The sequence below is a fragment of the Azospirillum oleiclasticum genome, assembly GCF_013423485.1.
Taxonomy (GTDB): domain Bacteria; phylum Pseudomonadota; class Alphaproteobacteria; order Azospirillales; family Azospirillaceae; genus Azospirillum; species Azospirillum oleiclasticum.
Window position 1 is genome coordinate 51,620 of sequence record NZ_JABFFR010000019.1, and the last position, 25,361, is coordinate 76,980.

Genomic DNA, 25,361 nt, shown 5'->3' on the forward strand with positions numbered 1-25,361 from the left:
TTTGTCAGCGGCGGCGAGCGGTCGCAACCATGCGCGGCCGGTCCACCGTCCAAGCGCCGCTCTCAAAATCACCGGAGATCGTTTCGAGATCGAAACCGGCTTCGTTCAACAGCAACTCCAGCTCCACCCGGAAAATGATCCGCCAGCGGAACGAAAACTCGGTCACCTGGATCCGGCCGTCCGGCAGCAGTTCGTCGTACCAGCCGTGCAGGCGCTGCACCTGCGCTTCGTCCATGCGGTCGTTCAGCGAGGTCTTGACGTAGCTGTTGCCGGTGATCGGGTTGCGGCGCGGTTCGGAGGGGTGCGGCGTGTGGTCCTCCCCCAGCGTCAGCACCAGCGGATTCATGATGTCGAGCGCCAACAATCCGCCTGGCGGAAGATGCGCAGCGACCGAGGCCAGGGTGCGGCGCTGCATGCCAAGGTCGGGGATCAACATCAGAACGTTGAACGGAATGATCGCAAGCCGGAACGACCGTTCCGGCAAGTCGAGCGCCTGGGCGTCCTGACACACCGGGTGCAGCCGGTTGCGGACCTCCTCCGGCTCCGCGGCGCGGCGGGCTTCGAGCCGCGCCAGCATCGCCGGGGCGACATCGACCGCCCAGACATCAAACCCGAGCCGGGCCAGCGGCACCGACAGCCGCCCGGTCCCCGCCCCCACCTCCAGCACCGGGCCGCCGGTGCGCCGTGCCAGTTCCTTGTAGTGGCCCACGTCGCCCAGGATGCCGACGCGATTGAGCGTCACGACATGCTCGGCACGCGCCTCGCCGATCTCCAGCGACGGGTAGTCGCCATCGTAATAGAGGATGCTGGCGTCGTCGGCCGGAACGTCGTGGTTCATGCGCAGGACCCTATACGACAGGCCGTGGTGCCGCTAGTTTGCCGGCATGAACGTGCTGGGAATCGAAACGAGCTGCGACGAGACCGCAGCGGCCATCGTCACCGACGCGCGGGAGATCCGCGCCGACGTCGTGCTGTCGCAGTTGGACGACCACACCCCCTATGGCGGCGTGGTGCCGGAAATCGCCGCCCGCGCCCATCTGGAGCATCTGGACGGGCTGGTGCGGCGGGCGCTCGACGACTCGGGCCTGACTCTGGCCGACATCGACGCGGTCGCCGCCACCGGAGGGCCGGGGCTGATCGGCGGCGTCATCGTCGGCGTGATGACGGCGAAGGCCATCGCGGCGGCGCGCGGCCTGCCCTTCGTCGCCGTCAACCATCTGGAAGGGCACGCGCTGACCGCGCGGCTCACCGACGACGTGGCCTTTCCCTACCTGCTGCTGCTGGTGTCCGGCGGGCACTGCCAGCTTCTGTCGGTGGAGGGGGTGGGCCGCTACCGCCGTCTCGGCACCACCATCGACGACGCGGTGGGCGAGGCCTTCGACAAGACCGCCAAGCTGTTGGGGCTCGGCTACCCCGGCGGGCCGCTGGTCGAAAAGGCCGCCGCCACCGCGACCGATCCCGGCCGGTTCGAGCTGCCGCGGCCGATGGTCGGGCGGCCCGGCTGCGACTTCTCCTTCTCCGGCCTGAAGACGGCGGTGCGCCGGCATGTGGAGGAACTCGGCCGGCCGCTGACGGATATCGATCGCGCCGATCTGGCCGCCGCCTTCCAGACCGCGGTGGCCGATGTGATGGCCGACCGCGTCGGCCGCGCGCTCGCCCTTTTCCGGGACCGGCACCCGCAGGGCGACACGCTGGTGGTGGCCGGCGGCGTCGCCGCCAACCGGACCCTGCGGGCCCGACTGGCGGGGCTGGCCGACGCGCGCGGCCTGCGCTTCGTCGCCCCGCCGCTGCGGCTGTGCACCGACAACGCGGCGATGATCGCCTGGGCCGGCATCGAACGGTTGCGGCTCGGCCAGACCGACCCGCTGGACTTCGCCCCCCGCCCCCGCTGGCCCCTCGACCCCGCCGCCGCCCCGGCCATCGGCCGCGCCGGCGTGGGAGCCGGGGTGAAGGCGTGACGACCCATGGAGTGGACGACGGTATGAACCGCATCGGCGTGATCGGCGGCGGGGCCTGGGGCACCGCCTTGGCGCAGGCGGCGGCGCGGGCGGGCCGCGAGGCGGTTCTGTGGGCGCGTGAACCGGCCGTGGTGGCGGGCATCAACCGCGACCGGGCCAACCCCGACTATCTGCCCGGCGTCAACCTCGATAGCCGTGTGCGCGCAACCACCGACCTTGCGGAGGCCGCCGCGACCGATGCGGTGCTGCTGGTTACCCCGGCCCAGCATCTGCGGGAGGTCTGCGGGCGTCTGGCGCCGCACTGGCGGCCGGGGGTGCCGGCGGTGATCGCGGCCAAGGGCGTCGAGCTGGGCACGCTGGCCCCGATGAGCGAGGCCGCGGCGGCGGCGCTGCCGGCCAGGACACCGATCGCCATCCTGTCCGGCCCGACCTTCGCCATCGAGGTGGCGCGCGGCCTGCCCACCGCGGTGACGCTGGCCTGCGCCGACCGGGAGACCGGGCAGAGGCTGGTGGAGGCGCTGGGCAGCCTGACCTTCCGCCCCTATCTGACCGACGACGTGATGGGGGCGCAGATCGGCGGGGCGGTGAAGAACGTGCTCGCCATCGCCTGCGGCGTCGCGGTCGGCTGCCGGCTGGGCGACAACGCGCGCGCCGCGCTGATCACGCGCGGGCTGGCGGAGATCACGCGGCTGGCCCTGGCGCTCGGCGGGCGCTCGGGCACGTTGATGGGGCTTTCGGGGCTTGGCGACCTGACGCTGACCTGCTCCAGCCTGCAATCGCGCAACATGTCGCTGGGGGTGGCGCTGGGCGAGGGCCGGGCGCTCGCCGACATCCTGGCGGAACGGCGGTCGGTCGCCGAGGGCGTGTATTCCGCCCGCGCAGTGGTGGAGCTGGCGGACCGGCATGGGGTGGAGCTGCCCATCTGCGCCTCGGTCGACGCCATCCTCAACCGCGGGGCACGCGTGGACGACACCATAGCCACCCTCCTCTCCCGCCCCTTCCGGGAGGAGGCGTGAGGCCGCTTTATCCCCGGCACCGCTTGCGCTAGGGTCTCGCCCGATCCAACGAGGGAGGGGACCCATGCTCTTCGCACTGCTGTGCACCGACAAGGCCGGTGCCGCCGACATCCGCGCCGCCAACCGCGCGGCGCACCTCGAATATCTTGCCGCGCACGAGGACCGCATCGTCATGGCCGGGCCGCTGCTGTCCGACGATGGGGCGGGGATGGTCGGCAGCCTGCTGATCCTGGATTTCGCGGACAAGGCGGAGGCCGAGGCCTTCGCCGCCAGCGACCCCTACGCCAAGGCCGGCCTGTTCGAGCGGGTGGACATCCGCCCGTGGCGCAAGGTCTACCCCAAGGGCTGAGGCGACGGCGATGGCGCGCTGGCTGGTGAAGTCCGAGCCCTTCAAATACTCCTGGGACCAGATGGTCGCGGACGGCCGTACCCATTGGAACGGGGTGCGCAACCATCAGGCGTCCAACAACCTGAAGGCCATGCGCGTCGGCGATCGCGCCTTCTTCTACCACTCCAACGACGGGCTGGAGGTGGTGGGCGTGGTCGAAATCGTCCGCGAATACTACCCCGATCCCAGCGATCCGGCCGGACGTTTCGGCATGGTGGACGTGGCCCCGGTGATGCCGGTGGCCACCCCCGTCACGCTGAAGCAGATCAAGGCCGACCCGCTGCTGCAGGGCATGGCGCTGGTGCGCCAGTCCCGCCTGTCGGTCTGCCCGGTGTCGGAGGAGGAATGGGCGCGGGTGTGCGAGCTGGCGGGGATCGAAGCGTAAGCCTCAGATCACGCACAGCTCGCGCACCGGCCGGCCGGCGGCGAAGCGGTCGTAGGCGAAGACCGACAGGTCGAGCGACCGCCAGCCGCCGTGCAGGATCCATTCGGCGATGCCGCGCCCGACCCCCGGCGACTGCTGCAATCCGTGGCCCGAGAAGCCGTTGGCGAGGATGAGGTTGGCGACCTCGGGATGGGGTCCCAGGATCGCGTTCTGGTCCACGTCGTTGTACTCGTAATGGCCGGCCCAGGCGTTGGTGACCTTGATCGCCTCGAAGGCGGGGACTCGGTTGGCCAGCGCCGGCCACAGGATGTCGTCGAACAGGTCGTGCTCGACCGTCAGGTCCAGCGTGTCGGGGTCGCGGTTGTCGGGGGGCGGGGCGCCAGCGATGAACTGCGCCCCTTCCGGCCGGAACCACACGCCCGAAGGGTCGATGACCAGCGGGCAGCCGGGCAGAGCCTCGCGGCAGTCGAAGACGAAGACGCAGCGCTTGCGCGCCGACACCGGCAGGTCCACCCCGGCCATGGCGGCGACCGACCGCGCCCGCGGCCCGGCGGCGTTCACCACCACCCCGCAAGGGATGCGCGTGCCGTCGAGCAGCAGCACCGCCTGAACGCGGTTGCGGGCGCGCTCCATGGCCGTGGCCTCGCCGGTCACGAAGGTCACGCCCAGCGCCTTGGCCTTGCGGCGGAAGGCCTGCATCAGGCTGTAGCCGTCGAACCACCCTTCCCCCGACAGCCCCAGCGAGCCGAGCGCCACGTCCTCCACCGACAGCCAGGGGAAGCGGGCCTTCAGCGCGTCCGGCGCCAGAAGGGCCACGTCCACCCCGGCCGCGCGCTGCACGGCGTGGTTCGCCTCCAGCACGCGCGTGCCGGCCGGCGTGGCGAGGTAGAGGTAGCCGGGCTCCCGCAGGCCGAGATCCACCGCCTCGCCCTCCACCGACAGGTGGCGGGTGGCGTCGCGGATGAAGTCCAGCCCGAAGCGCGACAGCGCGATGTTCTGCGGGGTGGAGAATTGCTGGCGGATCGAGCTGGCCGACAGGGCCGAGGATGCGGTTGCGTAGGTCGGGTCGCGCTCCACCACCGTCACAGTGCCGCCGAAGGCCGGGTCGGAGGCCAGGAAATACGCCACCGAAGAGCCGACGACCCCACCGCCGACGATCACCACGTCCCGCATCACGCCCCGCCCCTCATGATCCCGTCGCGGTGGTCGTGGGACCGACCACCCCGGCCACGATGGCGGGGATGCCGGCCGCCTTCAAGAGGCACATGGCCTAGGGCGCAGAACACACGTCCGCCGGGAACGCCACGGGACATTCTGTCGTATGCCGGAGGGCTGATTCGATCCGTTAAGGTCCCTCCCGTGGTCAGGGGACGGATGGGCCGCCTCCCCGCCACACGAGAAGGGAGAATGAGGATGAGCGAACGACTCCTCACCCTTCTGGTCCTCATCCTGGAAGTGATCAAGCACTTGCTTGAGCTTCTGCGGTAAGGACCGGACCAAGGGGGCGGGTCGCGAGCTCGCCCCCTTGGTCAGCCGCAAATATAAGCGTTCGGTGAAGATCGGGCAAGAAGGTCGCGCGCCTCCGCCGCGCCTCCCCTACACCTCCAGCAGCGCGTAGGGCCGGCCCGTGTCCTTCGGGATGGCGGCGGCGACGTTGTAGACCGGGGTGCCGCGGGGCGTTCGGCCGGCGTAGGTGCCGTGGTGGGCATGGCCGTGGAAGACGGCGGTGACCGAGTAGCGGTCGATGGTCTCGGCCAGCCGGGAGGAGCCCAGGAAGGGGTGGATCTCCGCGGGCTCCCCCTCGATCGTCGCGGCGATGGGGGCGTAGTGGAGGAGCACGACGGTGCGCTCGGTCTCCAGCAGGCGCAGCGCGCTTTCCAGCTTCAGCGCCTCGTTCACCGCCTCCTGGACGAAGGCCTTGATGGCGGGCTCCCCGAAGCTGTCGAGCATGCGGCTGTCGAAGCCGCCAGCGAAGCCCTTCACGCCGGCGAAGCCGACGCCCTTCACCACGCAGTGCTCCCCTTCGATGAAGCGGACGCCGGCGTGGGAAAGGATCGCCTTCACCTCGTCCACATGGCCGCACTCGTGGTCGTGGTTGCCGAGCACGCCCAGCACCGGCATGCCGATGCCGTGCAGATCCTCCGCCAGCACCTCGGCCTCCCGCGGGCGGCCGAGGTTGGTCAGGTCGCCGCAGAGCGCCAGCACGTCGGCGCGGTCGGCAATCTCGCGAAACATCTCGCGGTGGGCACCGGCGTTCGCCTCGCCGACATGGATGTCGCCGATGGCGGCGATGGTGATGGGCTTCTTGGTCTCGGCCATGGCTCCCCGGCTCGTCGTTCCTATCCGTCGTTGATCCCGGCCCCGCCCACCATGTCCGCGAAGCCCCAGTCGGTGACGTCGATCAGGTAATCCTCGCGCGAATACAGGCGGCCGCGGCAGATGCGCGTCTGCGGCGCCGGCAGGCGCGACCGTTCGTGCAGGCGCGCCAGCAGTTCCTCGAACAGCCAGCCGGGGATGATGTCGCGCTCACTGGGATAGATGAAGCGGAAGTTCAGAAGGTGGATCAGCAGCACCTCCCAATACTGGTCCATGTGGGCCAGCAGTCGCTTCCAGTCGATGTCCTGGTGACGGCGCAGGATGAGGTGGGCGACGTCGGGGCCGTCGTACTTGTGGCGGATCTGGACGAAAGCCTTGGAGAAGACCAGTTCGGTCGGCGGGATCATCTCCACGTCCATGCCGAAGAAGCGGCCCTTGTGCGACTCCGTGAACCAGTCGTCGGTCACCGGGTTGATGGCTGCGGCGGAGTTGAAGATCACGTCGAAGAAGTGGTCGCCTTGGAAGACCTTGCCGATCCAGCGCTCGTCCTCGATGGCGGTGGCGTAGCCGCGGTCCTGGAACCAGGCCAGCAGGCGCGGGAAGTCGCCGGCCTTGCAGAACACGTCGATGTCCTTGGTCGGCCGGCTGATCCCGGTGTAGGCGCACACCGCGTAGGTGCCGCCGACCAGGAAGGGAACGCCGGATTCCCGCAGCAGCGTGAGCGCGTCCGCGTAGAAGCTCTCGGCCTCGGGGGGAACGGCGGCCTTGCCCCGCCGGGGTGACTGCGGCATCGGGTCGATCGCTCCTTGGTCGATGGGCGATGGGGTGGGATCAGCAGCAGCGCGGCGGGCCGCTGCCGTCGAAGCGGCGGTCCTGCACGAAGCGGAAAAACTCCTCGTAGCTCATCACCGGTTCCTCGGGGTGGTTGAGGCGGCGGTGCGCCACATAGGTGTCGTAATCCGGCACACCCACCATCAACCGCGCGGCGCGGCGCAGACCGAGGTAGAGGTCGTAGGCCTCACGCATGGCGCGCCCCCGCCGGCGCTTGGCCGCCCATCACCTCGTTCACCGTGACGCCGGGGGTCGCGAGCGCGCGGCGCACCCAGATCACCCCGAACACCACCATCGCCACCACGATCGCCATGAACAGGCCGGTGAGGGCCGCGTCCACATAGTCGTTGACGATCACCCGGCTCATCTCCGCCGCCGACTTGGCGGGGGCCAGGATGCGCCCCTCGGCCAGCGCCTGCGAGAAGCCGTCGGCGTGCGCCAGGAAACCGATCCGCGGGTCGGGATGGAACAGCTTCTGCCAGCCGGCGGTCAGCGTGCAGATCAGCAGCCAGACGGTGGGCAGGATGGTCACCCAGGCGTGGCGCTGGCGCTTCATCTTGAACAGCACCACCGTGCACACGGTCAGCGCGATGGCGGCCAGCATCTGGTTGGCGATGCCGAACAGCGGCCACAGCGTGTTGATGCCGCCCAGCGGATCGATCACGCCCTGGTAGAGGAAATAGCCCCAGGCCCCCACCGCCAGCGAGGTGGCGACGAGGTTGGCCCCCCAGCTCTGGGTGTTGCGCATGGCCGGCACCGCGGTACCCAGAAGATCCTGGATCATGAAGCGCAGCACGCGGGTGCCGGCGTCCACCGTGGTCAGGATGAACAGCGCCTCGAACAGGATGGCGAAATGGTACCAGAAGGCCATCAGCCCGCGCCCGCCGATCAGGCCCGACAGGATCTCCGCCATGCCGACCGCCAGGGTCGGCGCGCCACCGGCGCGCGACAGGATCGTCGATTCGCCAACGTCGCGGGCGATCTGCTCCAGCTCCGCGGGCGTGATGGCGAAGCCCCAGCTTGCGATGGTCTGGGCGGCGGTGGCGGCATCCGTCCCGATCAGGGCCGGCGGGCTGTTCATGGCGAAATAGACGCCGGGGTGCAGGATGCAGGCGGCGATCAGCGCCATGATGGCGACGAAGGATTCCGTCAGCATGCCGCCGTAGCCGATCAGCCGGGCCTGCGTCTCGTTCTCCAGCATCTTGGGCGTGGTGCCGGACGAGATCAGCGCGTGGAAGCCCGACACGGCACCGCAGGCGATGGTGATGAACAGGAAGGGGAACAGCGCGCCGGAGAAGACCGGGCCGCTGCCGTCGATGAAGCGGGTGACCGACGGCATCTGCATATGCGGCTGCACCACCGCGATGCCGACCGCCAGCGCCAGGATCGCCCCGATCTTCAGGAAGGTGGAGAGATAGTCGCGCGGGGCCAGCAGGAACCACACCGGCAGAACCGAGGCGCAGAAGCCGTAGGCGATGATCATCAGCGCCAGCGCCTCGCCGGAGAAGGTGAAGAGCGGGGCCAGCGTCGGGCTCTCGCTCACCGGCTGGCCGAGCACGATGGCCGCCATCAGCAGCACGAAGCCGATCACCGACATCTCGGCGATGCGGCCCGGCCGCAGGAAGCGGCCGTACACGCCCATGAACATGGCGATGGGGATGGTGCAGAAGACGGTGAAGGTGCCCCAGGGGCTGCCCACCAGCGCCTTCACGACCACCAGCGCCAGCACGGCGACCAGGATCACCATGATCAGCATGACGCCGATCAGCGCGATCACGCCCGCCACCGGCCCCATCTCCATCCGCACCATGTCGCCGAGCGACCGCCCGTCACGGCGGGTGGAGGCGAAGAGCACGATGAAGTCCTGCACCGCCCCGGCCAGCACGGCGCCGACCAGGATCCACAGTACCCCCGGCAGATAGCCCATCTGCGCCGCCAGCACCGGCCCGACCAGCGGCCCGGCGCCGGCGATGGCCGCGAAATGATGGCCGAACAGCACGTATTTGTCGGTGGGCACATAGTCGAGCCCGTCGTTGTGGCGCATCGCCGGCGTGGTGCGCGCCGGGTCCAGCCCGACCACGCGCCGCGCGATGAACAGCCCGTAGAACCGATACGCGACCATGTAGGCGCAGACCGCGCACACCACGATCCACAGCGCGTTGATGGTCTCCCCGCGGCTGAGCGCGATGACCGCGGCGCTGACCACCAGCAAAGCCACCGCCGCCACCCAGGCGGCACCCGACAGCACCCTGTTCATGATCCGCATCCTCCCCCCCGGTGGCCACCGCTTGCGGCGGCGGCGCCATCCACAACAGGTGAAGACGTCCGACCGGCACCGCACCCTGCTCGATTTTCCCTGGAAGCCACCGGCCTGCAGGCTCGGGAACCTCGCGCACGCCGCACCCGTTGAACCGGTGACCATCGATAACCACGGAGACGGGACATGGCTGCTTGTCACGCCGGCCGCGCGACCCTTCTGGTCGCGGCGGGCATCCTGATGCTGGCGGCCGGACCCGCGGCGGCCCAGGGCTGTGCGGATCGGGTGGAACGCTTCGCCGCGACGCAGAACCTGACCCCGACCATCCCACCCACCGGCCGCGCGCCGCAGGAATCCACCGGCAGCAGCGCGCCCGCCATCGAGGGCAGCGGCTCGGGGGCGGCCACGGCCGAACGGCTGAACCAGTCGGGGGGCGTGATGCTGCCTCCGGCCACCGGCGACCAGGCGGTGATCGAACCGCCGCGCATTGGGGCCGGGGCCATGCCGACCGCGCCGAACGTCGCCCCCGACCCGGGGGCCGGGGCACCGCCACCGGCCGCCGGCGGCATGACCCAGGCGGCGCGGCGCGCGCAGGTCGACTCCCTGGTCACCGCTGCGCGTCAGGCCGCCCTGTCCGGCGACGAGGGGCGGTGCGAGGACAGCCTGTCGCAGGCGATGGAGCTCGCCCGCGGCGGATCCGGTCACGGCCAGGGGGGGTGACCATGCCGGTCCGGCACTTCTCCCCCTACCCGCCGCAGCCACCGCAGCCCCCGACGGCGCCGCCCGTACCCGTCCCCGACGTGCCCGGCGACCCCAGCCGCCCACCGCTCGGCGAGCCTCCGCCGCCCATCCCCGTGCCGCCGACCGAGCCGCCGCCGGTGCCGGACCGGCTGTGACCGTGCCGGTGGATCGCGGTCGCATGGATGCCGGGGCATGCGCTGTGACTTGCCAGCGACGCCCGGCCGGGCGATGTGATGGGAACCGACCGATCATCGGTCCGGCGCCGTCACGGAGTTCCGAGCCCTCATGCGCAGCAGCCATCCGCCAAAGAGCCACGCCTTCCGCACCCCGTCCACCGTCGGCACGGCCGTGGAGGTCACCCTGAAATGGTTCGATCCCGTCCGCGGATTCGGCTTCGTGAAGCTGGCGGACGGGTCCCCCGACGCGCTGCTGCCCGGCGTGCTGGTGCGGGACGGCGGGCATGGCCCGTTGCCGGACGGGACCACGCTGGTCGTCGATGTGGTCGACGGGCGCAAGGGCCGGCAGGTATCCGCGATCCATGCCGTGGACAGGTCCACGGCCCGCCCTGCCGCGCCGACGACGATGGCCGGCGCTCGTCCAGCCGGTGATCGTTCCGCCACGCCACGTCGTTCGCCCCCTCCGGCGCGTGCCGCTGTCGCCGGAGCCGGCGAACCGGTGGAGGGCACCGTCAAATGGTACAACGGCGAGAAGGGGTACGGCTTCGTCGCGCTGGATGGCGGCGGACGCGACGTGTTCGTGCATGCGAGCACGCTGGAGAGCGCCGGGCTGTCACGACTGGACGAGAACCAGCGGGTGCGGATGACCGTCCGGCAGGGCGAGAAAGGACCGGAGGCATCTTCGATCCACGCGCTGTGATACGCCGGCGGGGGTGCGACAACCTGTATAAGAAAATTCTTGATCGCAATCTTGACCGTCCGTATGCCCAACAGACATACTCCTCATTCCGCACCGCGGCATAACCGCGGAGGACGGGACGGGAAGCATTCACACAACGGGTGACGCTCCGCGGCCGGAAGCCGTGGGCCGAACGCCGAGGGGCAAGGAAGCGAGACATGCCGAACCGCAAGCTGATACCCGACGTGATCACCGGCCAGGATCTCGTCTGCATGGCGCCCGGCACCCCGGTGCGCGACGCCGTGCGGATGATGGCGGAGAAGCGCATCGGCGCCATTCTGGTGATGGAGAATGGAAGCCTGAAGGGCATCTTCACCGAACGCGACGTCACCGTCCGCGTGGTCGCCGCCGGCCTCGACGCCGAGCGGACCGCGCTGGAGGAGGTGATGACCGCCGCGCCCGACACGCTGCCGCCTGACGCCAAGGCGATCGAGGCGCTGTCGCTGATGGAGGAGCGTCGCTACCGTCACCTGCCTGTGGTGGCGGCCGACGGTACAGTGAAGGGGATCGTCTCCATCCGCGACCTGTTCGCCGTGGTCCGCCTCTCCCTGGAGGAGGAGATCAAGACGCGGGAGGAGTTCATGTTCGGCAGCGGCTATTCGGCCGGGGTCGCGTGACCATCCGGCGGGCGGAGGCGGCTTCGGCTTGACCTCATCCACCTCCGCCCCGATATTCCGCACTGCAAACTTTTCGATTTTCGTTGCGCATCAAGGACCGCCATGCCGCTTTCCCCGTCCGCCGACCGCGAGCCCATCCACACCCGCCGGATCACCTGCCGGGGGTATCGCCGTGCGGACGGCCTGTGGGACGTCGAGGGCCAACTGACCGACGTCAAGACCTACGACTTTCAGACCGAGGAATGCGGCCTGCGCGAGCCCGGCGACCCGATCCACGAGATGTGGGTGCGGCTGACGCTGGACGACGACTTCATCGTGCGCGGGGTCGAGGCGGTGACCGACAAGAGCCCGTATCTCTCCTGCGGCGTCGTGACGTCGAAGTTCCAGTCGCTGGTCGGGTTGACCATCCGGTCGGGATGGACGCGGGCGGTGAAGGAGCGACTCGGAGGACCGCAGGCCTGCACCCACCTCGTGGAGCTGCTGGGGCCCATCGCCACCACGGCTTTCCAGACCATCTATCCGGTCCTCGCCCGCGAACAGGCCGACCGCGCGCGGCAGGACAGGGCCGCCGGCCGGACCGCGCCGCCACGGCGCGGCCGGCCGGCGCTGCTCAACATGTGCCACATCTTCGCCAGCGACGGCCCGGTGACGCGCGACCTCTGGCCGGAACACTACACCGGCCCCGTGGACGCCCCGGCCGCGGAGGCCGCGGAGTAGGCGCCGTCCGACGGCGGCTCGCGCCCGGCCGGGGTTCCGGCGTCAGGCCTCGAGCCCCGTGGCCGCGCGGCCGCTGCTGCCGGGCGGTTTGATGGACCCGGACACCTCGCTGCCGTTTCCGGTCGGACCGCCGGTGCCCGATGACGCGTCGCCGTCGTCGTCGGGCGGCAGCTCGAACGGCGTTCCGACGAAGGGATCGCCGCCGCGGCCATGGCCCGCGCGCGAATGCCCGTCCTCGGTCTGGGCGTTCCGGAAATAGGACACGATGAACGTGCGGACCGCCGATGTCAGGGTGACGTCCGACGAGTCGGCGGTCGTTCCCTTGCGGCGGTTCTGTTCCTCCAGCCGGTTCTTGATACGCGAGCAGACGTCGTTCACCGACATCCGCTCACGCCCGGCGATCTCTTCCAGCGCGGTCCACATCGACGGCTCGAGCCGCATGCTCGTGCGGTGCCCGTCGAGCATGATGTTCATGCTTTTGAGCGGCGCGACGCCCACCTGCCGGATGGTGGCCTTCGCCTTCGGCCCGCGACGTTTCGACATGCCTTGACCCTCTTCGCGCCGTCAGCGCCCCCCGGCAACAGCCTTCGGGGCGCGTAAAGTGGTTGCACAAGTTGCAATGTACAAAATGCGACGCGAAATGCAACCGAGTGCGCAGCTTCACTTACGCAAAGTTGGGGGTTTGCCTCTCAATGGTTGAATGCGTATGTATGTATTTGCTCGGTTACCGCTCCGGCACCTGTGTTTCAACCCGCTTCCTGCGGGGTCCGGGTGGTCAGCGCCAGGGCATGCACCCGCTCCGCCAATTCGTCGGCCAGCAGGGCGTAGACCATCCGTTGGCGCTCGACCCGCGACCTGCCCTCGAAGGCGGCGGAGACGACGGTGACGTTGAAATGGGTTTCCCCCTCCGGCCGGGCGCCGGAATGACCGGCGTGGCGGTGCGACTCGTCCACCACGTCCAGGCGCGACGGCGCCAGGGCGTCGGTGAGCTTGCGGCGGATGCGGTCGGCGTAGCTGGTCATGGTGCTCTCCTCCGATCAGGGAATGTTCCGAGTTGGACCGCGGAAACAAGGGCTGTCAAGGCATGCCCGTCCGGCGTTCGAGCGCGCTTGCCAGCGGCGGCGGGCCTACCCATACTCCGACGATGCAACGCAATCGTGCTCGTCTGAACGACCGCCGTTTCGACCAGCCGCCGCCGTCCGTCCGCGGCTGCGACCATCCCGGCTGTTCCGGGGAAGGGGCGCACCGGGCGCCGAAGGCGCGCGACCGGCTGAACGAGTACTACTGGTTCTGCCTGGACCATGTGCGCGAATACAACCGCGCCTGGGATTTCTACGCCGGCATGTCACCCGAGCAGATCGAGGCGGAGGTGCGGCGCGACACCACCTGGCAGCGGCCGAGCTGGCCGCTCGGCTTCTGGAGCGTGCAGGAGAAGTTCCTGCGCGACCGCGTGGTCAAGGGCTTCGGCTTCGAATTCGCGCGTGAAGGCGGCGGCGGCACGGACGAGACCCTGCGCCGCCCGGTGCCGCGCACCCCGGAAGAGGACGCGCTGGCCGTGCTGGAGCTGTCGCCCCCCGTCGATTTCGCCCGGATCAAGGCCCGTTACCGCGAATTGGTGAAAATCCACCATCCCGACACCAATGGTGGCGCCAAATCCGCCGAAGAACGGTTGAAGGAAATCAATCAGGCCTACAATGTGCTGAAAGCCTGTTATGGTGCCTGACCGCGGCCCCGGCGAACCATCGCCGCCGGCCGCACCCGCCGCCGGATGAGCAAGCACGACCCCCAGCAGAAGACCGACATGCCAGCAAACGGAGCCACGAAGGCCATCTCGGCCCAGTTCGACCATGTGCCCGACATCACCGTGTCGGTGCGCCAGACATTCGGCATCGACACCGACATGGAGGTGCCCGCCTTCAGCCAGCGCACCGAGCATGTGCCGGATGTGGACGACGCCTACCGCTTCGACCGCGACACCACGCTCGCCATTCTGGCCGGCTTCGCGCACAACCGCCGCGTCATGGTCCAGGGCTATCACGGCACCGGCAAGTCCACCCACATCGAGCAGGTCGCCGCCCGTCTCAACTGGCCCTGCATCCGCGTGAACCTGGACAGCCACATCAGCCGCATCGACCTGATGGGCAAGGACGCCATCGTTCTGCGCGACGGCATGCAGGTGACCGAATACCGCGAGGGCATCCTGCCCTGGGCGCTGCAGAACGCCTGCGCGCTGGTGTTCGACGAGTACGACGCCGGCCGTCCCGACGTGATGTTCGTGATCCAGCGCGTGCTGGAGGTGGAAGGCAAGCTGACGCTGCTCGACCAGAACCGCGTCATCCGCCCGCACCCGGCCTTCCGCCTGTTCGCCACCGCGAACACCGTGGGGCTGGGCGACACCACCGGCCTCTACCACGGCACGCAGCAGATCAACCAGGGTCAGATGGACCGCTGGAACATCGTGGCGACCCTGAACTACCTGCCGCACGACGAGGAGACGGAGATCGTCCTGGCCAAGGCGCCGGTCTGGAACGACGACAAGGGCCGCAAGACCGTGAGCGCCATGGTGCGCCTGGCCGACATGACCCGCGCCGGCTTCATCAACGGCGACATCTCCACCGTGATGAGCCCGCGCACGGTCATCACCTGGGCCGAGAACGCCAAGATCTTCAACGACGTGGCCTTCGCCTTCCGGATCACCTTCCTCAACAAGTGCGACGAGGTCGAACGCCCCACGGTCGCCGAATACTACCAGCGCTGCTTCGGCACCGAGCTGCCGGAGACGGGGGTGCGGGTGAACGTGGTGTAAGAGCCGTTCCGGCGGTCGGCGGTCTGCCGACCGACCGTCGCCTCGAACGGCCGGACTCGGACCCGGGTGCCCCGTCGCCGCGAGGCGGTGCACCGTCGGTCCACCGTGTGAAGCGATTGCCGAGACCATGACCCAGCCCGAATCCCCCATCGAGATTTTCAAGCGTTCCACCGCGGCCTCCATGCGCGCGATCGCCGGGCGGGAGGATCTGCAGGTCGGCTTCTCGACCGAGCCGCCGGGCATCGCCGGGGCGCGGGTTCGGGTGCCGGTGCCGCCGCGCGACCTGAACCCGCAGGACGTGGCGACGGTGCGCGGCGCCGCCGACGCGGTGTCGCTGCGGCTGCGCTTCCACGACAACGCGGTGCACGCGCAGCGCATGCCCATCGGCGACAGCGCGCGCGCCGCCTTCGACGCCATGGAGCAGGCGCGCTGCGAGGCGCTGGGCGCCCGCGCGCTGGCGGGTGTGGCGCACAACCTTGAGGCGGCCCTCGACGAGCGATACCGGCGCCAGGGCTTCGACCGCATGGTCGAGCGCGACCAGGTGCCGCTGCCGGAGGTGCTGCGGCTGGTGGCGCGCGAGGCGCTGACCGGCGCCGCCCCGCCGGCGAACGCCCGCCACGCGGTCGATCTCTGGCGTCCGTGGATCGAGGAGAAGCTGGGCGGCAACCTCGGCAAGCTCGACTCGGTCATCGCCGACCAGGACGCCTACGCCCGCGCCGTGCGCCGCCTGCTGGCCGACCTCGACATGGAGGTAGGGTCGGAGGCCGAGCCCGAGGAGGGCGAGGAGGACGACCGCGACCAGCAGTCCGACCAGAACGACAGCCAGCCCGACGACGGCCAGACCCGCGGAGAGGACGACAGCACCGCCGAGGGCGAGTCGATGACCGCCCCGGAAACCCGCGAGAGCGAGAGCGGCGACAGCGCCGAGGACGGCGGCGAGGACGGCGAGGCCGAGATGGGCGAGGGCGAGGGGGCGGAGGAGCCGGCCGGCCCCGGACAGCCCTGGCGCCCCGACGCGTCGCGCCGCAACGACCCGGATCCGAACGCCTACCGCGCCTTCGTCACCCAGTTCGACGAGGTGGTCGACGCCGCCGAGCTGTGCGATCCGGAGGAGCTGGCGCGCCTGCGCCACATGCTGGACCAGCAGCTCCAGCATCTCCAGGGCGTCATCTCCAAGCTGGCCAACCGGTTGCAGCGCCGGCTGATGGCGCAGCAGCAGCGCGCCTGGGACTTCGACCTGGAGGAGGGGCTGCTGGACGCCGCCCGTCTCGCCCGCGTGGTGGCCAACCCGGTGCTGCCGCTGTCCTTCAAGAAGGAGAAGGAGACCACCTTCCGCGACACGGTGGTGTCGCTGCTGATCGACAATTCCGGGTCGATGCGCGGCCGCCCCATCTCGATCGCCGCGATGAGCGCCGACATCCTGGCGCGCACGCTGGAGCGCTGTGCGGTGAAAGTGGAGATCCTGGGCTTCACCACCCGCGCCTGGAAGGGCGGGCAGGCGCGCGAGCGCTGGATCCAAGCCGGCAAGCCGGCCAACCCCGGCCGCCTGAACGACCTGCGCCACATCGTCTACAAGTCCGCCGACGCGCCCTGGCGCCGCGCCCGCAAGAATCTGGGCCTGATGCTGCGCGAGGGCATCCTGAAGGAGAACATCGACGGCGAGGCGCTGCTGTGGGCGCACAACCGGCTGATCGCACGGTCGGAGCAGCGGCGCATCCTGATGGTCATCTCCGACGGCGCACCGGTGGACGACAGCACCTTGTCGGTGAATTCCGGCAACTATCTGGAACGCCACCTGCGCCGGGTGATCGAGGAGATCGAGACGCGCTCGCCGGTGGAGCTGGTCGCCATCGGCATCGGCCACGACGTCACGCGCTACTACCGCCGCGCCGTGACCATCGTGGATGTGGAGCAGCTCGGCGGCACCGTCATGAACAAGCTGGCCGAGTTGTTCGAAGAGGATATGGCGGGGCCGCGGCGGCGGTGAGCGCCGCCGCCCGCGTCACTGCAGGCTGCGCTGCATCTCCTCGAAATTGCGGGCGAAGCCGTTGAGGGCGAAGTCGATGTCCTTGCGGCCGGCGCGGGTGAAGTTGACCCGCACCAGCACCGACGCGCCGTTGCGGAACTGGTCGAGGATGCGCCCGGACATGAAGTTCGGGAACATGCACATGTTGATGGTGGCGATGTGCGTCTCGATGCGCGGCTGCCGGTCGACGCGGATGGCGCAGGATTCCACCATCCCCTGGCTGGTCGTCAGGAACAAGTGGTAGTCGTTGCCGGTGGGAATGACGCTGAGCGCCACGAACCCGACATCCTTGCCCTCCTCGAACAGGCGGTAGGTCATCAGACGGCAGAGCTTGCTGTCGGTCATCCGGTCGATGTCGCACTGGCTCGTCCAGACGCCCTCCGGACCCAGTTCTGCGCCGCTTTTTGAGAAATCGACGGCGGAGGCCGGGGTGGCGATCGATGCGGTCAGCATGACCGCCAGCAGTGTCACGAATACGGTCCAGCGCATGGCCTCGGCCCCTCGGCGTGGTTGCGATAAAGCGCCTGAACGCCCGCGCGGATTATAGGCGCAACCCTTTCGGCGACAAGCGATTCCGGGCACCCCGCATGCGCGACCCGGCGGTTGCCAACCGGTCGCGGCATCGCCGCGCATGCGAACGGTTCTCATTCCTGCTTGACAGACCAAGGCGAGGCCGGCACGGTACGGCCCGCCGGCGCACGGCGCCGCCATCCGCATGACCCCACCGACACAAAAGCCGAGAGGGACCGACCCGATGGACTTCCGCACCCGCAGCCTCTTCGCCGCCGTCCTCGGTGCCGCGATCCTCGCGGCGGGCACAGCCTCCGCGGCCGAGGTCAACCTCTACTCCGCGCGCCACTACGACACCGATAAGGCGCTCTACGAGACCTTCACCAAGCAGACCGGCATCAAGGTCAACCTCATCGAGGGCAAGGAGGAGGAGCTCATCGAGCGCATGCGCAACGAGGGCGGCAACAGCCCGGCGGATCTGCTGATCACCGTCGATGCCGGCCGTCTCTGGCGGGCGCAGGACGCCGGTGTTCTCCAGCCGACCAAGTCGGCGATCCTGGAGAAGGCCATCCCCGCCCACCTGCGCGAGCCGGAGGGCTATTGGTTCGGCATCTCCAAGCGCGCCCGCGTGCTGATCTACAACAAGGCCGCGGTCAAGCCGTCGGAGCTTGGCAGCTACGAGGATCTGGCCGATCCCAAGTGGAAGGGCCGCGTCCTCATCCGCTCCTCGACCAACGTCTACAACCAGTCGCTGACCGGCTCGATCCTGGCGGCACTGGGCGAGGAGAAGACCGAGGCGTGGGCGAAGGGGCTCGTCGCCAACATGGCGCGCAAGCCGCAGGGCGGCGACAGCGACCAGATCAAGGCGGTGGCCGCCGGCGAAGGCGACGTCGCGATCTCCAACACCTACTACTTCGGCCGCATCGCCGGCTCCAGCAAGCCGGAGGACAAGGCCATCGCCGAGAAGCTGGGCGTCTTCTTCCCCGGCCAGCAGGGCCGCGGCACCCACGTGAACGTCAGCGGCATCGGCGTCGCCAAGAACGCGCCGAACCGCGAGAACGCCGTGAAGTTCATCGAGTATCTGGTGACCCCCGAGGCCCAGAAGATGTTCGCGGAAAGCAACTACGAGTATCCGGTGGTCGCCGGCGTGGCGGTCCATCCGGTGGTCGCCGCCTGGGGCCCCTTCAAGGAGGACGAGCTGAACGCCGCCGTCTACGGCAAGAACAACGCCGAGGCGCTGAAGGTCATGGATCGCGCCGGCTGGAAGTAAGCCACGGCCGGCGTGGCGCAAGGGGCGCGTCCCTCGGCGGGGACGCGCCCCTTTTTACTGCGCGATCAGAAGCGCCCTTCCTCGAAGTCGCGGAAGGCCTGCATAACCTCCTCCCGCGTGTTCATGACGAAGGGGCCGCCCCAGGCGACCGGCTCCTGCAAGGGCCGGCCGGCGAGCAGCAGGAAGCGGGCGCCCGACGGGCCGGCGGACAGGGACACCCGGTCGCCCTCCCCCAGCACCGCAAGCCGGGGAGCGGCGACGCGGAAGGTTCCCTCCCCCAGGATCGCCGCCCCTTCGAACACCACCACCACCGCGGCGTGATCCGGCGGCAGCGCCTCCTCGAAGGTCGCGCCGGGCACCAGCGTCACGTCGAAATAGCGCGGTTCCGTGGCGCCGCCCTGGATCGGGCCGGCGGTGCCCTGCGACGTGGTCCCGGCGATCACCCGCAGGCCGGCGCCCTCCCGCCGCTCCACCGGGATGCGGTCGGCGGCGAACTCGCGGTAGGCGGGGTCGATCATCTTCTGGCTGGCCGGCAGGTTGATCCAGAGCTGGAAGCCCCGCATCTCCCCATCCTCCTGCTCCGGCATCTCAGAGTGGACAAGGCCGCGGCCGGCGGTCATCCACTGCACGCCGCCATTCTCGATCACCCCGGAATGGCCGTGGTTGTCGTGATGGCGCAGCCGGCCGGCCAGCATGTAGGTGACCGTCTCGAACCCGCGGTGGGGGTGGTCGGGAAAGCCGGCCAGATAATCCTCCGGCCGGTCGGTGTGGAACAGGTCGAGCATCAGGAAGGGGTCGAGCATCGGCAACTGCCGGCTGCCCAGCAGGCGCGTCAGCTTCACGCCGGCCCCGTCGGAGGTCGGCATACCCTCCACCACCGCACGCACCGGGCGGGCGCGGCGGGGCTGGGCGGCGGCGGTGTTGGCGGTCGTGGCGGTGGTGCCGGCGGCGGTCATCAGGCGGTCCTCGTTCTCGGGCTGCGTCATGCCCTACAGATGACCGCCGCCGCCCGCCGGAAAAAGGGCCGGCGGCGGGGCACTGTGTTGCTCCGCGGGCAACAATCGGCGGGCTAGTCCTGGCCCGGCCGGCTCTTGCGGATGGACAGGCTGAGCAGCACCACGGGCACCATCCCGACCGCGACGATGGCGAGCGCCGGAGTCGCCGCCTCCGTCAGCCGCTCGTCCGACGCCAGCTGATAGATGCGCACGGCCAGCGTGTCGAAATTGAAGGGCCGCACGATCATCGTCGCCGGCAGCTCCTTCATCACGTCGACGAAGACCAGCAGCCCCGCCGTCAGCAGGCTGCCCGACATGATGGGGGCGTGCACGCGAACCAGCGTGCGGCCGGGGGTGCTGCCCAGCACGCGGGCGGCATGGTCCATGTTGGGCCGGATCTTGCCCAGGCTGGCCTCCACCGTGTTGAAGGACACCGCGAGGAAGCGTACGAGGTACGCGTACAGCACAGCCGCGATGGTGCCGCTGAGCAGCAGGCCGGTGGACACGCCGAACAGGGCGCGGGCCGCCGCGTCGATGGCGTTGTCCAGATGCGCGAAGGGGATCAGAACGCCGACCGCGATCACCGAACCGGGGATGGCGTAACCCATGGCCGCCACCCGCACGGCGGTGCGCAGCACCGGCGTGTCGTGCAGCCGCTGGCCGTAGGCCAGCACCAGGGCCAACGCCACCGCCAGCACCGCCGCGGTGCCGGACAGGATGACGCTGTTGGTCGCCAGATGCAGGAACAGGCCGCCGAAGCGCACGTCGCCCTCAGCCAGCGCCATGCGCAGCAGCACCCAGCCCGGCACCAGGAAGCCCAGCACCACCGGCGCCACGCAGGCCGCCAACGCCGCCACGGCGCGCCAGCCGGTCAGCCGGTGGGTGGGCAGGCTGCGGTAACGCGTGGTGGTGTGGTGGAACTTCGCCCGACGCCGCGACCAGCGTTCCAGCAGGATCAGCAACAGCACGAACAGCATCAGCGCCGCGGCGAGCTGCGCCGCGGCGACCGGCTGGCCCATGGCGAACCAGGTGCGGTAGATGCCGGTGGTGAAGGTGTTGACGGCGAAATACTGCACGGTGCCGAAATCCGCCAGCACCTCCATCAGCACCAGCGCCAGCCCGCCGACGATACCCGGCCGCGCCAGCGGCAGCGCCACCGTGAAGAAGCTGCGCCAGGGGCCGCGGCCGAGCGTACGACTGACCTCCAGAACACATACGGACTGTTCCAGGAAGGCGGCGCGCGCCAGCAGATAGACGTACGGGTAGAGGACCAGCGTCATCATCGCCGCCGCCCCCTCCAGCGTCCGCACGTCCGGGAACCAGTAGTCGCGGCGGGTCCAATGGAAGGTCTCGCGCAGGGCGGTCTGCACCGGCCCGACGAACTGGAGAAGGTCGGTGTAGGTGTAGGCCATGACATAGGCCGGCACCGCCATCGGCAGCAGCAGCGCCCATTCCAGCGCGCGGCTGCCCGGAAAGCGGCACATGGTAACCAGCCACGCGGTCGCCGTGCCGATCACCAGCGTTCCCGTTCCCACCAGAAGGACGAGGCGTACGGTGTTGCCCACATACTCCGGCAGCACGGTGCTGGCGAGGTGACCCCACACCCCATCGGTGTGGATGAACACACGGCTGACCACCACCAGCACCGGCAGCGCCACCAGCGCGGCGATGACGAGCGTGGCGAGGGTCCAGGCGCCGGGGCGGCGGATATGCGCGACGAAGCCGGTCGAAGCGGCGGGCGTGGTGAGCGACAAGGCGGAGAACACCCCGAAATGAAGGTCCGGACGGCGTCCATCATTCCACACGCTGAGATTAAGTCGCAATAGCGCTGGCTGCGGCGAATTGCACAAAGCAACGCAACGATCCTCTTGAGCACGGATTGTTGCCACGACAGAGTTCGAAAAGAGTTACCACGTCTGGGGAATGACAAGAGGGCGGGATGACAGAGGACCAGATTCAGATGATCCAGCGCACCTTCGGCAAGGTGGCGCTGATCCGGCAACAGGCGGCGGCGCAGTTCTACGATCGGTTGTTCACGCTGGACCCGACGCTGAAGCCGCTCTTCAAGGGCAACATGGGCGAACAAGGCGAGAAGCTGATGGCGACCATCGCCACCGCCGTGCGCCACCTGAAGAATCCCGAGGCGATCCGCGACAGCGTCGCCAAAATGGGCGAGCGCCACCGCGGCTATGGGGTGCAGGACCGCCATTACGACACGGTGGCCGCCGCACTCCTGTGGACGCTGGAGCAGAACCTGGGCCCCGACTTCACCCCCGACGTCCGCAAGGCCTGGACCGACATGTACGTGCTGGTCGCCGGGATCATGAAGGCGGCGTGATACCGCTTCACTTGGTCCCGAACATGCGGTCGCCGGCGTCGCCCAGGCCGGGGACGATGTAGGCGTTCTCGTCCAGATGGCTGTCGAGCGCGGCGGTGAAGACCTTCACCTTGGGGTGGGCGGCGTAGAAGACCGCCGCCCCCTCCGGGGCCGCGACCAGCGCCAGGAAGCGGATGTTCTCGTCCGGCACGCCGTGGCGGTTCAGCACATCCACCGCGTGGACGGCGGAGTTGCCGGTGGCGAGCATGGGGTCGACGATGATGAAGACACGCCCCTCCGGCTCCGGCAGCTTCACCAGATACTCCACCGGCTGCTTGGTGTCGTGGTCGCGGTAGAGACCGATGTGCCCCTCGCGCGCCGAGGGCACCAGCTCGTGCAGGCCCTGCGCCATGCCGAGCCCGGCGCGCAGCACCGGGACGATGGCGAGCTTCTTGCCGGCGATCACGGGCGCGTCCATCGCGGTCAGCGGCGTGTCGATCCGCTCGGTGGTCAGCGGCAGGTCGCGGGTGATCTCGTAGCCCATCAGCAGCGAGATTTCCCGCAGCAGCGTCCGGAACCCGCCGGTCGACCGCTCCTTGTCGCGCATCAGCGTCAGCTTGTGCTGGATGAGCGGGTGGTCGAGGATGAACAGGTTCGGAAACTCGGGGTGGTTGATCATCGCTCGCCCTCGCTGCACCGCGTTGTTGGCGACGATGGTAGCAAAACCGGACGGGGGAACCTAGACCCGGCCGGATGGAAGCCGCTCAGTGCGCGTTCACCCGCCGGCGGCCCGGCGCGGGCGGAACCGGCGTCGGCGCGGCCGGCGGCGGTGCCGCGCCCGGCTTGTCGATGCCCCAGCGGATGACCCGGTTGCGGCCGGCGTGCTTGGCCTGGTAGAGCGCCTTGTCGGCGCGGATGACCATGTCGTCGATGGGGGTGTCGTGGTCCGCCTGGACCAGCCCGAAGGACGCGGTGATCGACAGCTCGCGTCCGTCGCCGATGGGGATGCGGCTGTTCATCAGGTCGATGCGCAGCCGCTCGATGACCCGGAACCCCTCGGCCAGCGTGGTCTCCTTCAGGCAGACGAGGAACTCCTCCCCGCCCATGCGGAACGCCTCGTCGAAGCTGCGGATGCCGCGGCTGATCACGGCGGCGAAGGCGGCCAGCACCTTGTCGCCGATGTCGTGGCCGTAGGTGTCGTTCACCGACTTGAACTTGTCGATGTCGCACAGCGCGATGCAGAAGGGCTGCCCGGCGCGGCGGAAGCGGTTCATCTCCCGCTCCAGCGCCTCCTGCATGCCGCGGCGCGAGCGCAGGCCGGTCAGCGGGTCGAGCCCGGAGGCGGCGGCGCCGAAGGCGCGCTCCACCCGGCGGAGCTGGGCGCAGAAATCCTCGAACCGGCCGGCCACCGCCTCGTACTCGGCTTCCGTCGGCGGGTCGCCGGTGGTGGCGGCCTTCAGCAGCACCAGCTTGGCCTGCCGGTGCATCTGCTCGTGCACCGCCACCAGCTTCTCGATGGCCGGCTGGTGCGCCAGCTCACCGGCGCGGGTGGCGGCGACCCAGGCGGCGAAGGCGGCCGGGGCGGAGGCAAGGTCATCCGCCTCCCCGAACCGGTAGAAGGCCGCGCGGTGCCATCGGCCGATCCACCGGATATGCTCGTCCAGGACGATGCCGAGTCCTTCGGATGGAGAAAAGCTTGTAGCTGGATCGCCCATCGGTCCTGCCGATCGTATGCCGTGCCGGCCGCTCGACACGGCGGACACTGTACACAGCGCCCCGTGCCGCCGCCATAGCATCAATGGTGGACAAGACGACCGCGACCGAAGGGGTCAGAGCGCCGTGGCCCTTGCCAGGAACTCCCGGATCAGGGCGGGGTCCTTGTGGCCGGGCCGGTCTTCCACCCCGGAGGAGACGTCCAGCGCCGTCGCCCCGGTCACCCGCACGGCTTCCGCGACATTGTCGGCGTTCAGCCCGCCCGACAGCATCCAGGGCCGCGGCCAGCGCCGCCCGGCCAGCAGCGTCCAGTCGAAGGCGATGCCGTTGCCGCCGGGAAGTGCGGCCACCTTGGGCGGCGGCTTGGCATCGAACAGCAGTCGGTCGGCAACCTGGGCGTGCTCCACGGCCAGCTCCAGGTCCTCGGGTCCGCCGACCTTGATCGCCTTCATCACCGGCAGGCCGTAGCGCTGCTTCACCTCGGCCACCCGCCGCGGCGTCTCTCGGCCGTGCAACTGGACGGTGTCGATGGGAACGGAGCCGAGCACCGCTTCCAGGAACTCGTCGTCGGGATCCACGAACAGCGCCACCGTCCGCACGCCGGTCGGCACCATGCGCGCCAGCTCCGCCGCCAGCAGCGGCGCCACGTAGCGCGGCGAGGCCGGGTAGAACACGAAGCCGACGTAGCGGGCGCCACCGGTCACCGCCGCGCGCAGCCCCTCCGGCTCGTTCAGCCCGCAGATCTTGACCTGCACCGCCATGCTCAGCCCCCCTCGATCTCGGCCACGATCCGGCGGGCGGCGTCCGCCGGGTCCGCGGCCTCGGTGATGGGGCGCCCGATCACCAGATGGTCGGCGCCGAAGCGCAGGGCGTCCGCCGGCGTCATCACGCGCTTCTGGTCGTTGGGCGCCGCCCAGGAGGGGCGGATGCCCGGCACCATCAGGCTGAAGCCTGGGCCGCAGGCCTGGCGCAACGCCACCGTTTCGACCGGCGAGCAGACCACGCCGTCGGCCCCCGCCGCCCGCGCCATCACCGCCAGCCGGCGCACCTGGTCGGCGACCGGCCCGGACTGGCCGACGGCGTCGAGATCGGGGCCATCCAGGCTGGTCAGCACGGTGACTGCCAGGATCCGCGGCCGCGACGCGCCGGCCGCGCGCGCCGCTTCCGCTGCCGCGGCGATCATGGCCGGCCCGCCTGCCGCGTGGATGGTGATGAAGGCCGGTTTCAAGGGCAGCGCCGCCTTGACCGCACCGGCCACGGTGTTAGGGATGTCGTGCAGCTTCAGGTCGAGGAAGAGCGGCACGCGCCCCTCCTCCACCACGGCGCGCACGCCGGCCGGGCCGTTCGCCACGAAGAACTCCAGCCCCAGCTTGAGCCCGCCGACGAAGCCGGACACCCGCGCCGCCAGGGACCGGGCGGTGTCCAGGTCGGTGGTGTCGATGGCGCAGTAGATGCGCGATGCCGGGCTGACCATATTGCTTCACCACCGCCTGATTCAGGAAATCCGGGGGCGGAGACTAGCAGTGGGGGACGCGCACGGAAAGCCCCCGACGTCCGTGGACCGCAACGCGGCTTTCGCCTGC

General features: G+C 69.8%; 29 protein-coding genes. 14 read left to right on the plus strand and 15 right to left on the minus strand.

Going from position 1 to position 25,361, the window contains the following annotated elements; translation table 11 throughout:
• Window positions 1-4: 4 nt before the first annotated feature.
• Window positions 5-838: a class I SAM-dependent methyltransferase gene (locus tag HL658_RS19145; RefSeq protein WP_180284110.1), complete on the minus strand. Its 834-nt coding sequence runs from the start codon at window positions 836-838 to the stop codon at window positions 5-7.
• Between the two features lie 46 nt (window positions 839-884).
• Between HL658_RS19145 and tsaD the strand changes: the two genes are divergently transcribed.
• The 4 genes from tsaD to HL658_RS19165 all read left to right on the plus strand — a co-directional run bounded on the left by tsaD (window position 885) and on the right by HL658_RS19165 (window position 3,747).
• Complete coding sequence (gene tsaD / locus HL658_RS19150) at window positions 885-1,958, plus strand: tRNA (adenosine(37)-N6)-threonylcarbamoyltransferase complex transferase subunit TsaD (RefSeq protein WP_180284109.1); 1,074 nt, start codon at window positions 885-887, stop codon at window positions 1,956-1,958.
• A gap of 11 nt (window positions 1,959-1,969) precedes the next feature.
• Window positions 1,970-2,974 carry an NAD(P)H-dependent glycerol-3-phosphate dehydrogenase gene (locus HL658_RS19155; protein ID WP_180284178.1) on the plus strand — a complete coding sequence of 335 codons (1,005 nt, stop codon included), beginning with the start codon at window positions 1,970-1,972 and terminating at the stop codon, window positions 2,972-2,974.
• Window positions 2,975-3,038: 64 nt separating this feature from the next.
• Window positions 3,039-3,323, plus strand: a complete 285-nt coding sequence (locus tag HL658_RS19160) for a YciI family protein (protein ID WP_180284108.1) — start codon at window positions 3,039-3,041, stop codon at window positions 3,321-3,323.
• A gap of 10 nt (window positions 3,324-3,333) precedes the next feature.
• Window positions 3,334-3,747: an EVE domain-containing protein gene (locus HL658_RS19165; RefSeq protein WP_180284107.1), complete on the plus strand. Its 414-nt coding sequence runs from the start codon at window positions 3,334-3,336 to the stop codon at window positions 3,745-3,747.
• 3 nt (window positions 3,748-3,750) lie between these two features.
• Here HL658_RS19165 and HL658_RS19170 read toward each other — a convergent pair whose 3' ends face one another.
• From HL658_RS19170 to HL658_RS19190, 5 genes are all read right to left on the minus strand, one after another.
• The gene (locus HL658_RS19170; RefSeq protein WP_180284177.1) at window positions 3,751-4,920 is read right to left on the minus strand and encodes an NAD(P)/FAD-dependent oxidoreductase; all 1,170 of its coding nucleotides are present in this window, start codon (window positions 4,918-4,920) and stop codon (window positions 3,751-3,753) included.
• A gap of 423 nt (window positions 4,921-5,343) precedes the next feature.
• Window positions 5,344-6,066, minus strand: coding sequence for a metallophosphoesterase family protein (locus tag HL658_RS19175; protein WP_180284106.1), 723 nt, complete (start codon window positions 6,064-6,066; stop codon window positions 5,344-5,346).
• 20 nt (window positions 6,067-6,086) lie between these two features.
• Window positions 6,087-6,854 (minus strand): nucleotidyltransferase family protein, encoded by a 768-nt coding sequence (locus HL658_RS19180; RefSeq protein ID WP_180284105.1) that lies wholly within the window; start codon window positions 6,852-6,854, stop codon window positions 6,087-6,089.
• Window positions 6,855-6,894: 40 nt separating this feature from the next.
• Window positions 6,895-7,089 (minus strand): YbdD/YjiX family protein, encoded by a 195-nt coding sequence (locus HL658_RS19185; RefSeq protein ID WP_180284104.1) that lies wholly within the window; start codon window positions 7,087-7,089, stop codon window positions 6,895-6,897.
• Entirely contained in the window at window positions 7,082-9,151 is a 2,070-nt protein-coding gene (locus tag HL658_RS19190; protein ID WP_180284103.1) for a carbon starvation CstA family protein, read from the minus strand. Before HL658_RS19190 ends, HL658_RS19185 begins: the two co-directional genes overlap by 8 nt.
• A gap of 186 nt (window positions 9,152-9,337) precedes the next feature.
• Here HL658_RS19190 and HL658_RS19195 point away from each other — a divergent pair, with 186 nt between their 5' ends.
• The 5 genes from HL658_RS19195 to HL658_RS19215 all read left to right on the plus strand — a co-directional run bounded on the left by HL658_RS19195 (window position 9,338) and on the right by HL658_RS19215 (window position 12,141).
• A complete protein-coding gene (locus HL658_RS19195) occupies window positions 9,338-9,871 on the plus strand; it encodes a hypothetical protein (protein WP_180284102.1) in 534 nt (177 codons plus the stop codon).
• A 2-nt stretch (window positions 9,872-9,873) separates the two neighbouring features.
• Entirely contained in the window at window positions 9,874-10,047 is a 174-nt protein-coding gene (locus HL658_RS19200; protein WP_180284101.1) for a hypothetical protein, read from the plus strand.
• Window positions 10,048-10,177: 130 nt separating this feature from the next.
• A complete protein-coding gene (locus tag HL658_RS19205; protein ID WP_180284100.1) occupies window positions 10,178-10,768 on the plus strand; it encodes a cold-shock protein in 591 nt (196 codons plus the stop codon).
• Window positions 10,769-10,965: 197 nt separating this feature from the next.
• Complete coding sequence (locus tag HL658_RS19210; RefSeq protein ID WP_180284099.1) at window positions 10,966-11,424, plus strand: CBS domain-containing protein; 459 nt, start codon at window positions 10,966-10,968, stop codon at window positions 11,422-11,424.
• Between the two features lie 102 nt (window positions 11,425-11,526).
• Window positions 11,527-12,141, plus strand: a complete 615-nt coding sequence (locus tag HL658_RS19215; protein ID WP_180284098.1) for a DUF2889 domain-containing protein — start codon at window positions 11,527-11,529, stop codon at window positions 12,139-12,141.
• Between the two features lie 42 nt (window positions 12,142-12,183).
• Here HL658_RS19215 and HL658_RS19220 read toward each other — a convergent pair whose 3' ends face one another.
• Both HL658_RS19220 and HL658_RS19225 read right to left on the minus strand, forming a co-directional pair.
• A complete protein-coding gene (locus tag HL658_RS19220; protein ID WP_246337716.1) occupies window positions 12,184-12,684 on the minus strand; it encodes a ribbon-helix-helix domain-containing protein in 501 nt (166 codons plus the stop codon).
• A gap of 203 nt (window positions 12,685-12,887) precedes the next feature.
• Complete coding sequence (locus HL658_RS19225) at window positions 12,888-13,163, minus strand: BolA family protein (RefSeq protein WP_180284097.1); 276 nt, start codon at window positions 13,161-13,163, stop codon at window positions 12,888-12,890.
• A 122-nt stretch (window positions 13,164-13,285) separates the two neighbouring features.
• Here HL658_RS19225 and HL658_RS19230 point away from each other — a divergent pair, with 122 nt between their 5' ends.
• The 3 genes from HL658_RS19230 (at window position 13,286) to cobT (ending at window position 16,934) form a co-directional block, all read left to right on the plus strand.
• Entirely contained in the window at window positions 13,286-13,864 is a 579-nt protein-coding gene (locus tag HL658_RS19230; protein ID WP_180284096.1) for a J domain-containing protein, read from the plus strand.
• A gap of 78 nt (window positions 13,865-13,942) precedes the next feature.
• Window positions 13,943-14,947, plus strand: a complete 1,005-nt coding sequence (gene cobS, locus HL658_RS19235; protein WP_180284095.1) for a cobaltochelatase subunit CobS — start codon at window positions 13,943-13,945, stop codon at window positions 14,945-14,947.
• Between the two features lie 127 nt (window positions 14,948-15,074).
• Window positions 15,075-16,934, plus strand: coding sequence for a cobaltochelatase subunit CobT (gene cobT, locus HL658_RS19240; RefSeq protein WP_180284094.1), 1,860 nt, complete (start codon window positions 15,075-15,077; stop codon window positions 16,932-16,934).
• Window positions 16,935-16,949: 15 nt separating this feature from the next.
• Here cobT and HL658_RS19245 read toward each other — a convergent pair whose 3' ends face one another.
• Complete coding sequence (locus HL658_RS19245; protein WP_180284093.1) at window positions 16,950-17,462, minus strand: invasion associated locus B family protein; 513 nt, start codon at window positions 17,460-17,462, stop codon at window positions 16,950-16,952.
• A 265-nt stretch (window positions 17,463-17,727) separates the two neighbouring features.
• Here HL658_RS19245 and HL658_RS19250 point away from each other — a divergent pair, with 265 nt between their 5' ends.
• Window positions 17,728-18,753, plus strand: a complete 1,026-nt coding sequence (locus HL658_RS19250) for a Fe(3+) ABC transporter substrate-binding protein (RefSeq protein ID WP_180284092.1) — start codon at window positions 17,728-17,730, stop codon at window positions 18,751-18,753.
• Between the two features lie 65 nt (window positions 18,754-18,818).
• Here HL658_RS19250 and HL658_RS19255 read toward each other — a convergent pair whose 3' ends face one another.
• Window positions 18,819-19,739, minus strand: coding sequence for a pirin family protein (locus HL658_RS19255; protein ID WP_246337717.1), 921 nt, complete (start codon window positions 19,737-19,739; stop codon window positions 18,819-18,821).
• Between the two features lie 83 nt (window positions 19,740-19,822).
• Complete coding sequence (locus HL658_RS19260) at window positions 19,823-21,502, minus strand: ABC transporter permease (RefSeq protein ID WP_180284091.1); 1,680 nt, start codon at window positions 21,500-21,502, stop codon at window positions 19,823-19,825.
• Between the two features lie 206 nt (window positions 21,503-21,708).
• On the opposite strand from HL658_RS19260, the gene HL658_RS19265 reads away from it, so the two are divergent.
• A complete protein-coding gene (locus HL658_RS19265) occupies window positions 21,709-22,086 on the plus strand; it encodes a globin family protein (RefSeq protein WP_211109793.1) in 378 nt (125 codons plus the stop codon).
• A 7-nt stretch (window positions 22,087-22,093) separates the two neighbouring features.
• On the opposite strand, the gene upp is transcribed toward HL658_RS19265, so the two are convergent.
• The 4 genes from upp to pyrF form a co-directional block, all read right to left on the minus strand.
• The gene (gene upp, locus HL658_RS19270; protein ID WP_180284089.1) at window positions 22,094-22,744 is read right to left on the minus strand and encodes a uracil phosphoribosyltransferase; all 651 of its coding nucleotides are present in this window, start codon (window positions 22,742-22,744) and stop codon (window positions 22,094-22,096) included.
• Between the two features lie 85 nt (window positions 22,745-22,829).
• Window positions 22,830-23,780, minus strand: a complete 951-nt coding sequence (locus tag HL658_RS19275; RefSeq protein ID WP_180284088.1) for a diguanylate cyclase — start codon at window positions 23,778-23,780, stop codon at window positions 22,830-22,832.
• A 114-nt stretch (window positions 23,781-23,894) separates the two neighbouring features.
• On the minus strand, window positions 23,895-24,539 hold the full coding sequence (locus HL658_RS19280) for a phosphoribosylanthranilate isomerase (protein ID WP_180284087.1): 645 nt from the start codon (window positions 24,537-24,539) through the stop codon (window positions 23,895-23,897).
• A 2-nt stretch (window positions 24,540-24,541) separates the two neighbouring features.
• Window positions 24,542-25,252 (minus strand): orotidine-5'-phosphate decarboxylase, encoded by a 711-nt coding sequence (gene pyrF, locus HL658_RS19285; protein WP_180284086.1) that lies wholly within the window; start codon window positions 25,250-25,252, stop codon window positions 24,542-24,544.
• Window positions 25,253-25,361: the final 109 nt, after the last annotated feature.

Coding starts and splice junctions, on each gene's coding strand:
- HL658_RS19190 (WP_180284103.1), bottom strand. CDS start 9,151: ATGAACAGGGTGCTGTCGGGTGCCGCCTGGGTGGCGGCGGTGGCTTTG.
- HL658_RS19250 (WP_180284092.1), top strand. CDS start 17,728: ATGGACTTCCGCACCCGCAGCCTCTTCGCCGCCGTCCTCGGTGCCGCG.
- HL658_RS19195 (WP_180284102.1), top strand. CDS start 9,338: ATGGCTGCTTGTCACGCCGGCCGCGCGACCCTTCTGGTCGCGGCGGGC.
- HL658_RS19205 (WP_180284100.1), top strand. CDS start 10,178: ATGCGCAGCAGCCATCCGCCAAAGAGCCACGCCTTCCGCACCCCGTCC.
- HL658_RS19220 (WP_246337716.1), bottom strand. CDS start 12,684: ATGTCGAAACGTCGCGGGCCGAAGGCGAAGGCCACCATCCGGCAGGTG.
- HL658_RS19180 (WP_180284105.1), bottom strand. CDS start 6,854: ATGCCGCAGTCACCCCGGCGGGGCAAGGCCGCCGTTCCCCCCGAGGCC.
- pyrF (WP_180284086.1), bottom strand. CDS start 25,252: ATGGTCAGCCCGGCATCGCGCATCTACTGCGCCATCGACACCACCGAC.
- HL658_RS19215 (WP_180284098.1), top strand. CDS start 11,527: ATGCCGCTTTCCCCGTCCGCCGACCGCGAGCCCATCCACACCCGCCGG.
- tsaD (WP_180284109.1), top strand. CDS start 885: ATGAACGTGCTGGGAATCGAAACGAGCTGCGACGAGACCGCAGCGGCC.
- HL658_RS19245 (WP_180284093.1), bottom strand. CDS start 17,462: ATGCGCTGGACCGTATTCGTGACACTGCTGGCGGTCATGCTGACCGCA.
- HL658_RS19145 (WP_180284110.1), bottom strand. CDS start 838: ATGAACCACGACGTTCCGGCCGACGACGCCAGCATCCTCTATTACGAT.
- upp (WP_180284089.1), bottom strand. CDS start 22,744: ATGATCAACCACCCCGAGTTTCCGAACCTGTTCATCCTCGACCACCCG.
- HL658_RS19160 (WP_180284108.1), top strand. CDS start 3,039: ATGCTCTTCGCACTGCTGTGCACCGACAAGGCCGGTGCCGCCGACATC.
- cobT (WP_180284094.1), top strand. CDS start 15,075: ATGACCCAGCCCGAATCCCCCATCGAGATTTTCAAGCGTTCCACCGCG.
- HL658_RS19185 (WP_180284104.1), bottom strand. CDS start 7,089: ATGCGTGAGGCCTACGACCTCTACCTCGGTCTGCGCCGCGCCGCGCGG.
- HL658_RS19175 (WP_180284106.1), bottom strand. CDS start 6,066: ATGGCCGAGACCAAGAAGCCCATCACCATCGCCGCCATCGGCGACATC.
- HL658_RS19165 (WP_180284107.1), top strand. CDS start 3,334: ATGGCGCGCTGGCTGGTGAAGTCCGAGCCCTTCAAATACTCCTGGGAC.
- HL658_RS19230 (WP_180284096.1), top strand. CDS start 13,286: ATGCAACGCAATCGTGCTCGTCTGAACGACCGCCGTTTCGACCAGCCG.
- cobS (WP_180284095.1), top strand. CDS start 13,943: ATGCCAGCAAACGGAGCCACGAAGGCCATCTCGGCCCAGTTCGACCAT.
- HL658_RS19200 (WP_180284101.1), top strand. CDS start 9,874: ATGCCGGTCCGGCACTTCTCCCCCTACCCGCCGCAGCCACCGCAGCCC.
- HL658_RS19210 (WP_180284099.1), top strand. CDS start 10,966: ATGCCGAACCGCAAGCTGATACCCGACGTGATCACCGGCCAGGATCTC.
- HL658_RS19280 (WP_180284087.1), bottom strand. CDS start 24,539: ATGGCGGTGCAGGTCAAGATCTGCGGGCTGAACGAGCCGGAGGGGCTG.
- HL658_RS19225 (WP_180284097.1), bottom strand. CDS start 13,163: ATGACCAGCTACGCCGACCGCATCCGCCGCAAGCTCACCGACGCCCTG.
- HL658_RS19170 (WP_180284177.1), bottom strand. CDS start 4,920: ATGCGGGACGTGGTGATCGTCGGCGGTGGGGTCGTCGGCTCTTCGGTG.
- HL658_RS19275 (WP_180284088.1), bottom strand. CDS start 23,780: ATGGGCGATCCAGCTACAAGCTTTTCTCCATCCGAAGGACTCGGCATC.
- HL658_RS19255 (WP_246337717.1), bottom strand. CDS start 19,739: ATGACGCAGCCCGAGAACGAGGACCGCCTGATGACCGCCGCCGGCACC.
- HL658_RS19265 (WP_211109793.1), top strand. CDS start 21,709: ATGATCCAGCGCACCTTCGGCAAGGTGGCGCTGATCCGGCAACAGGCG.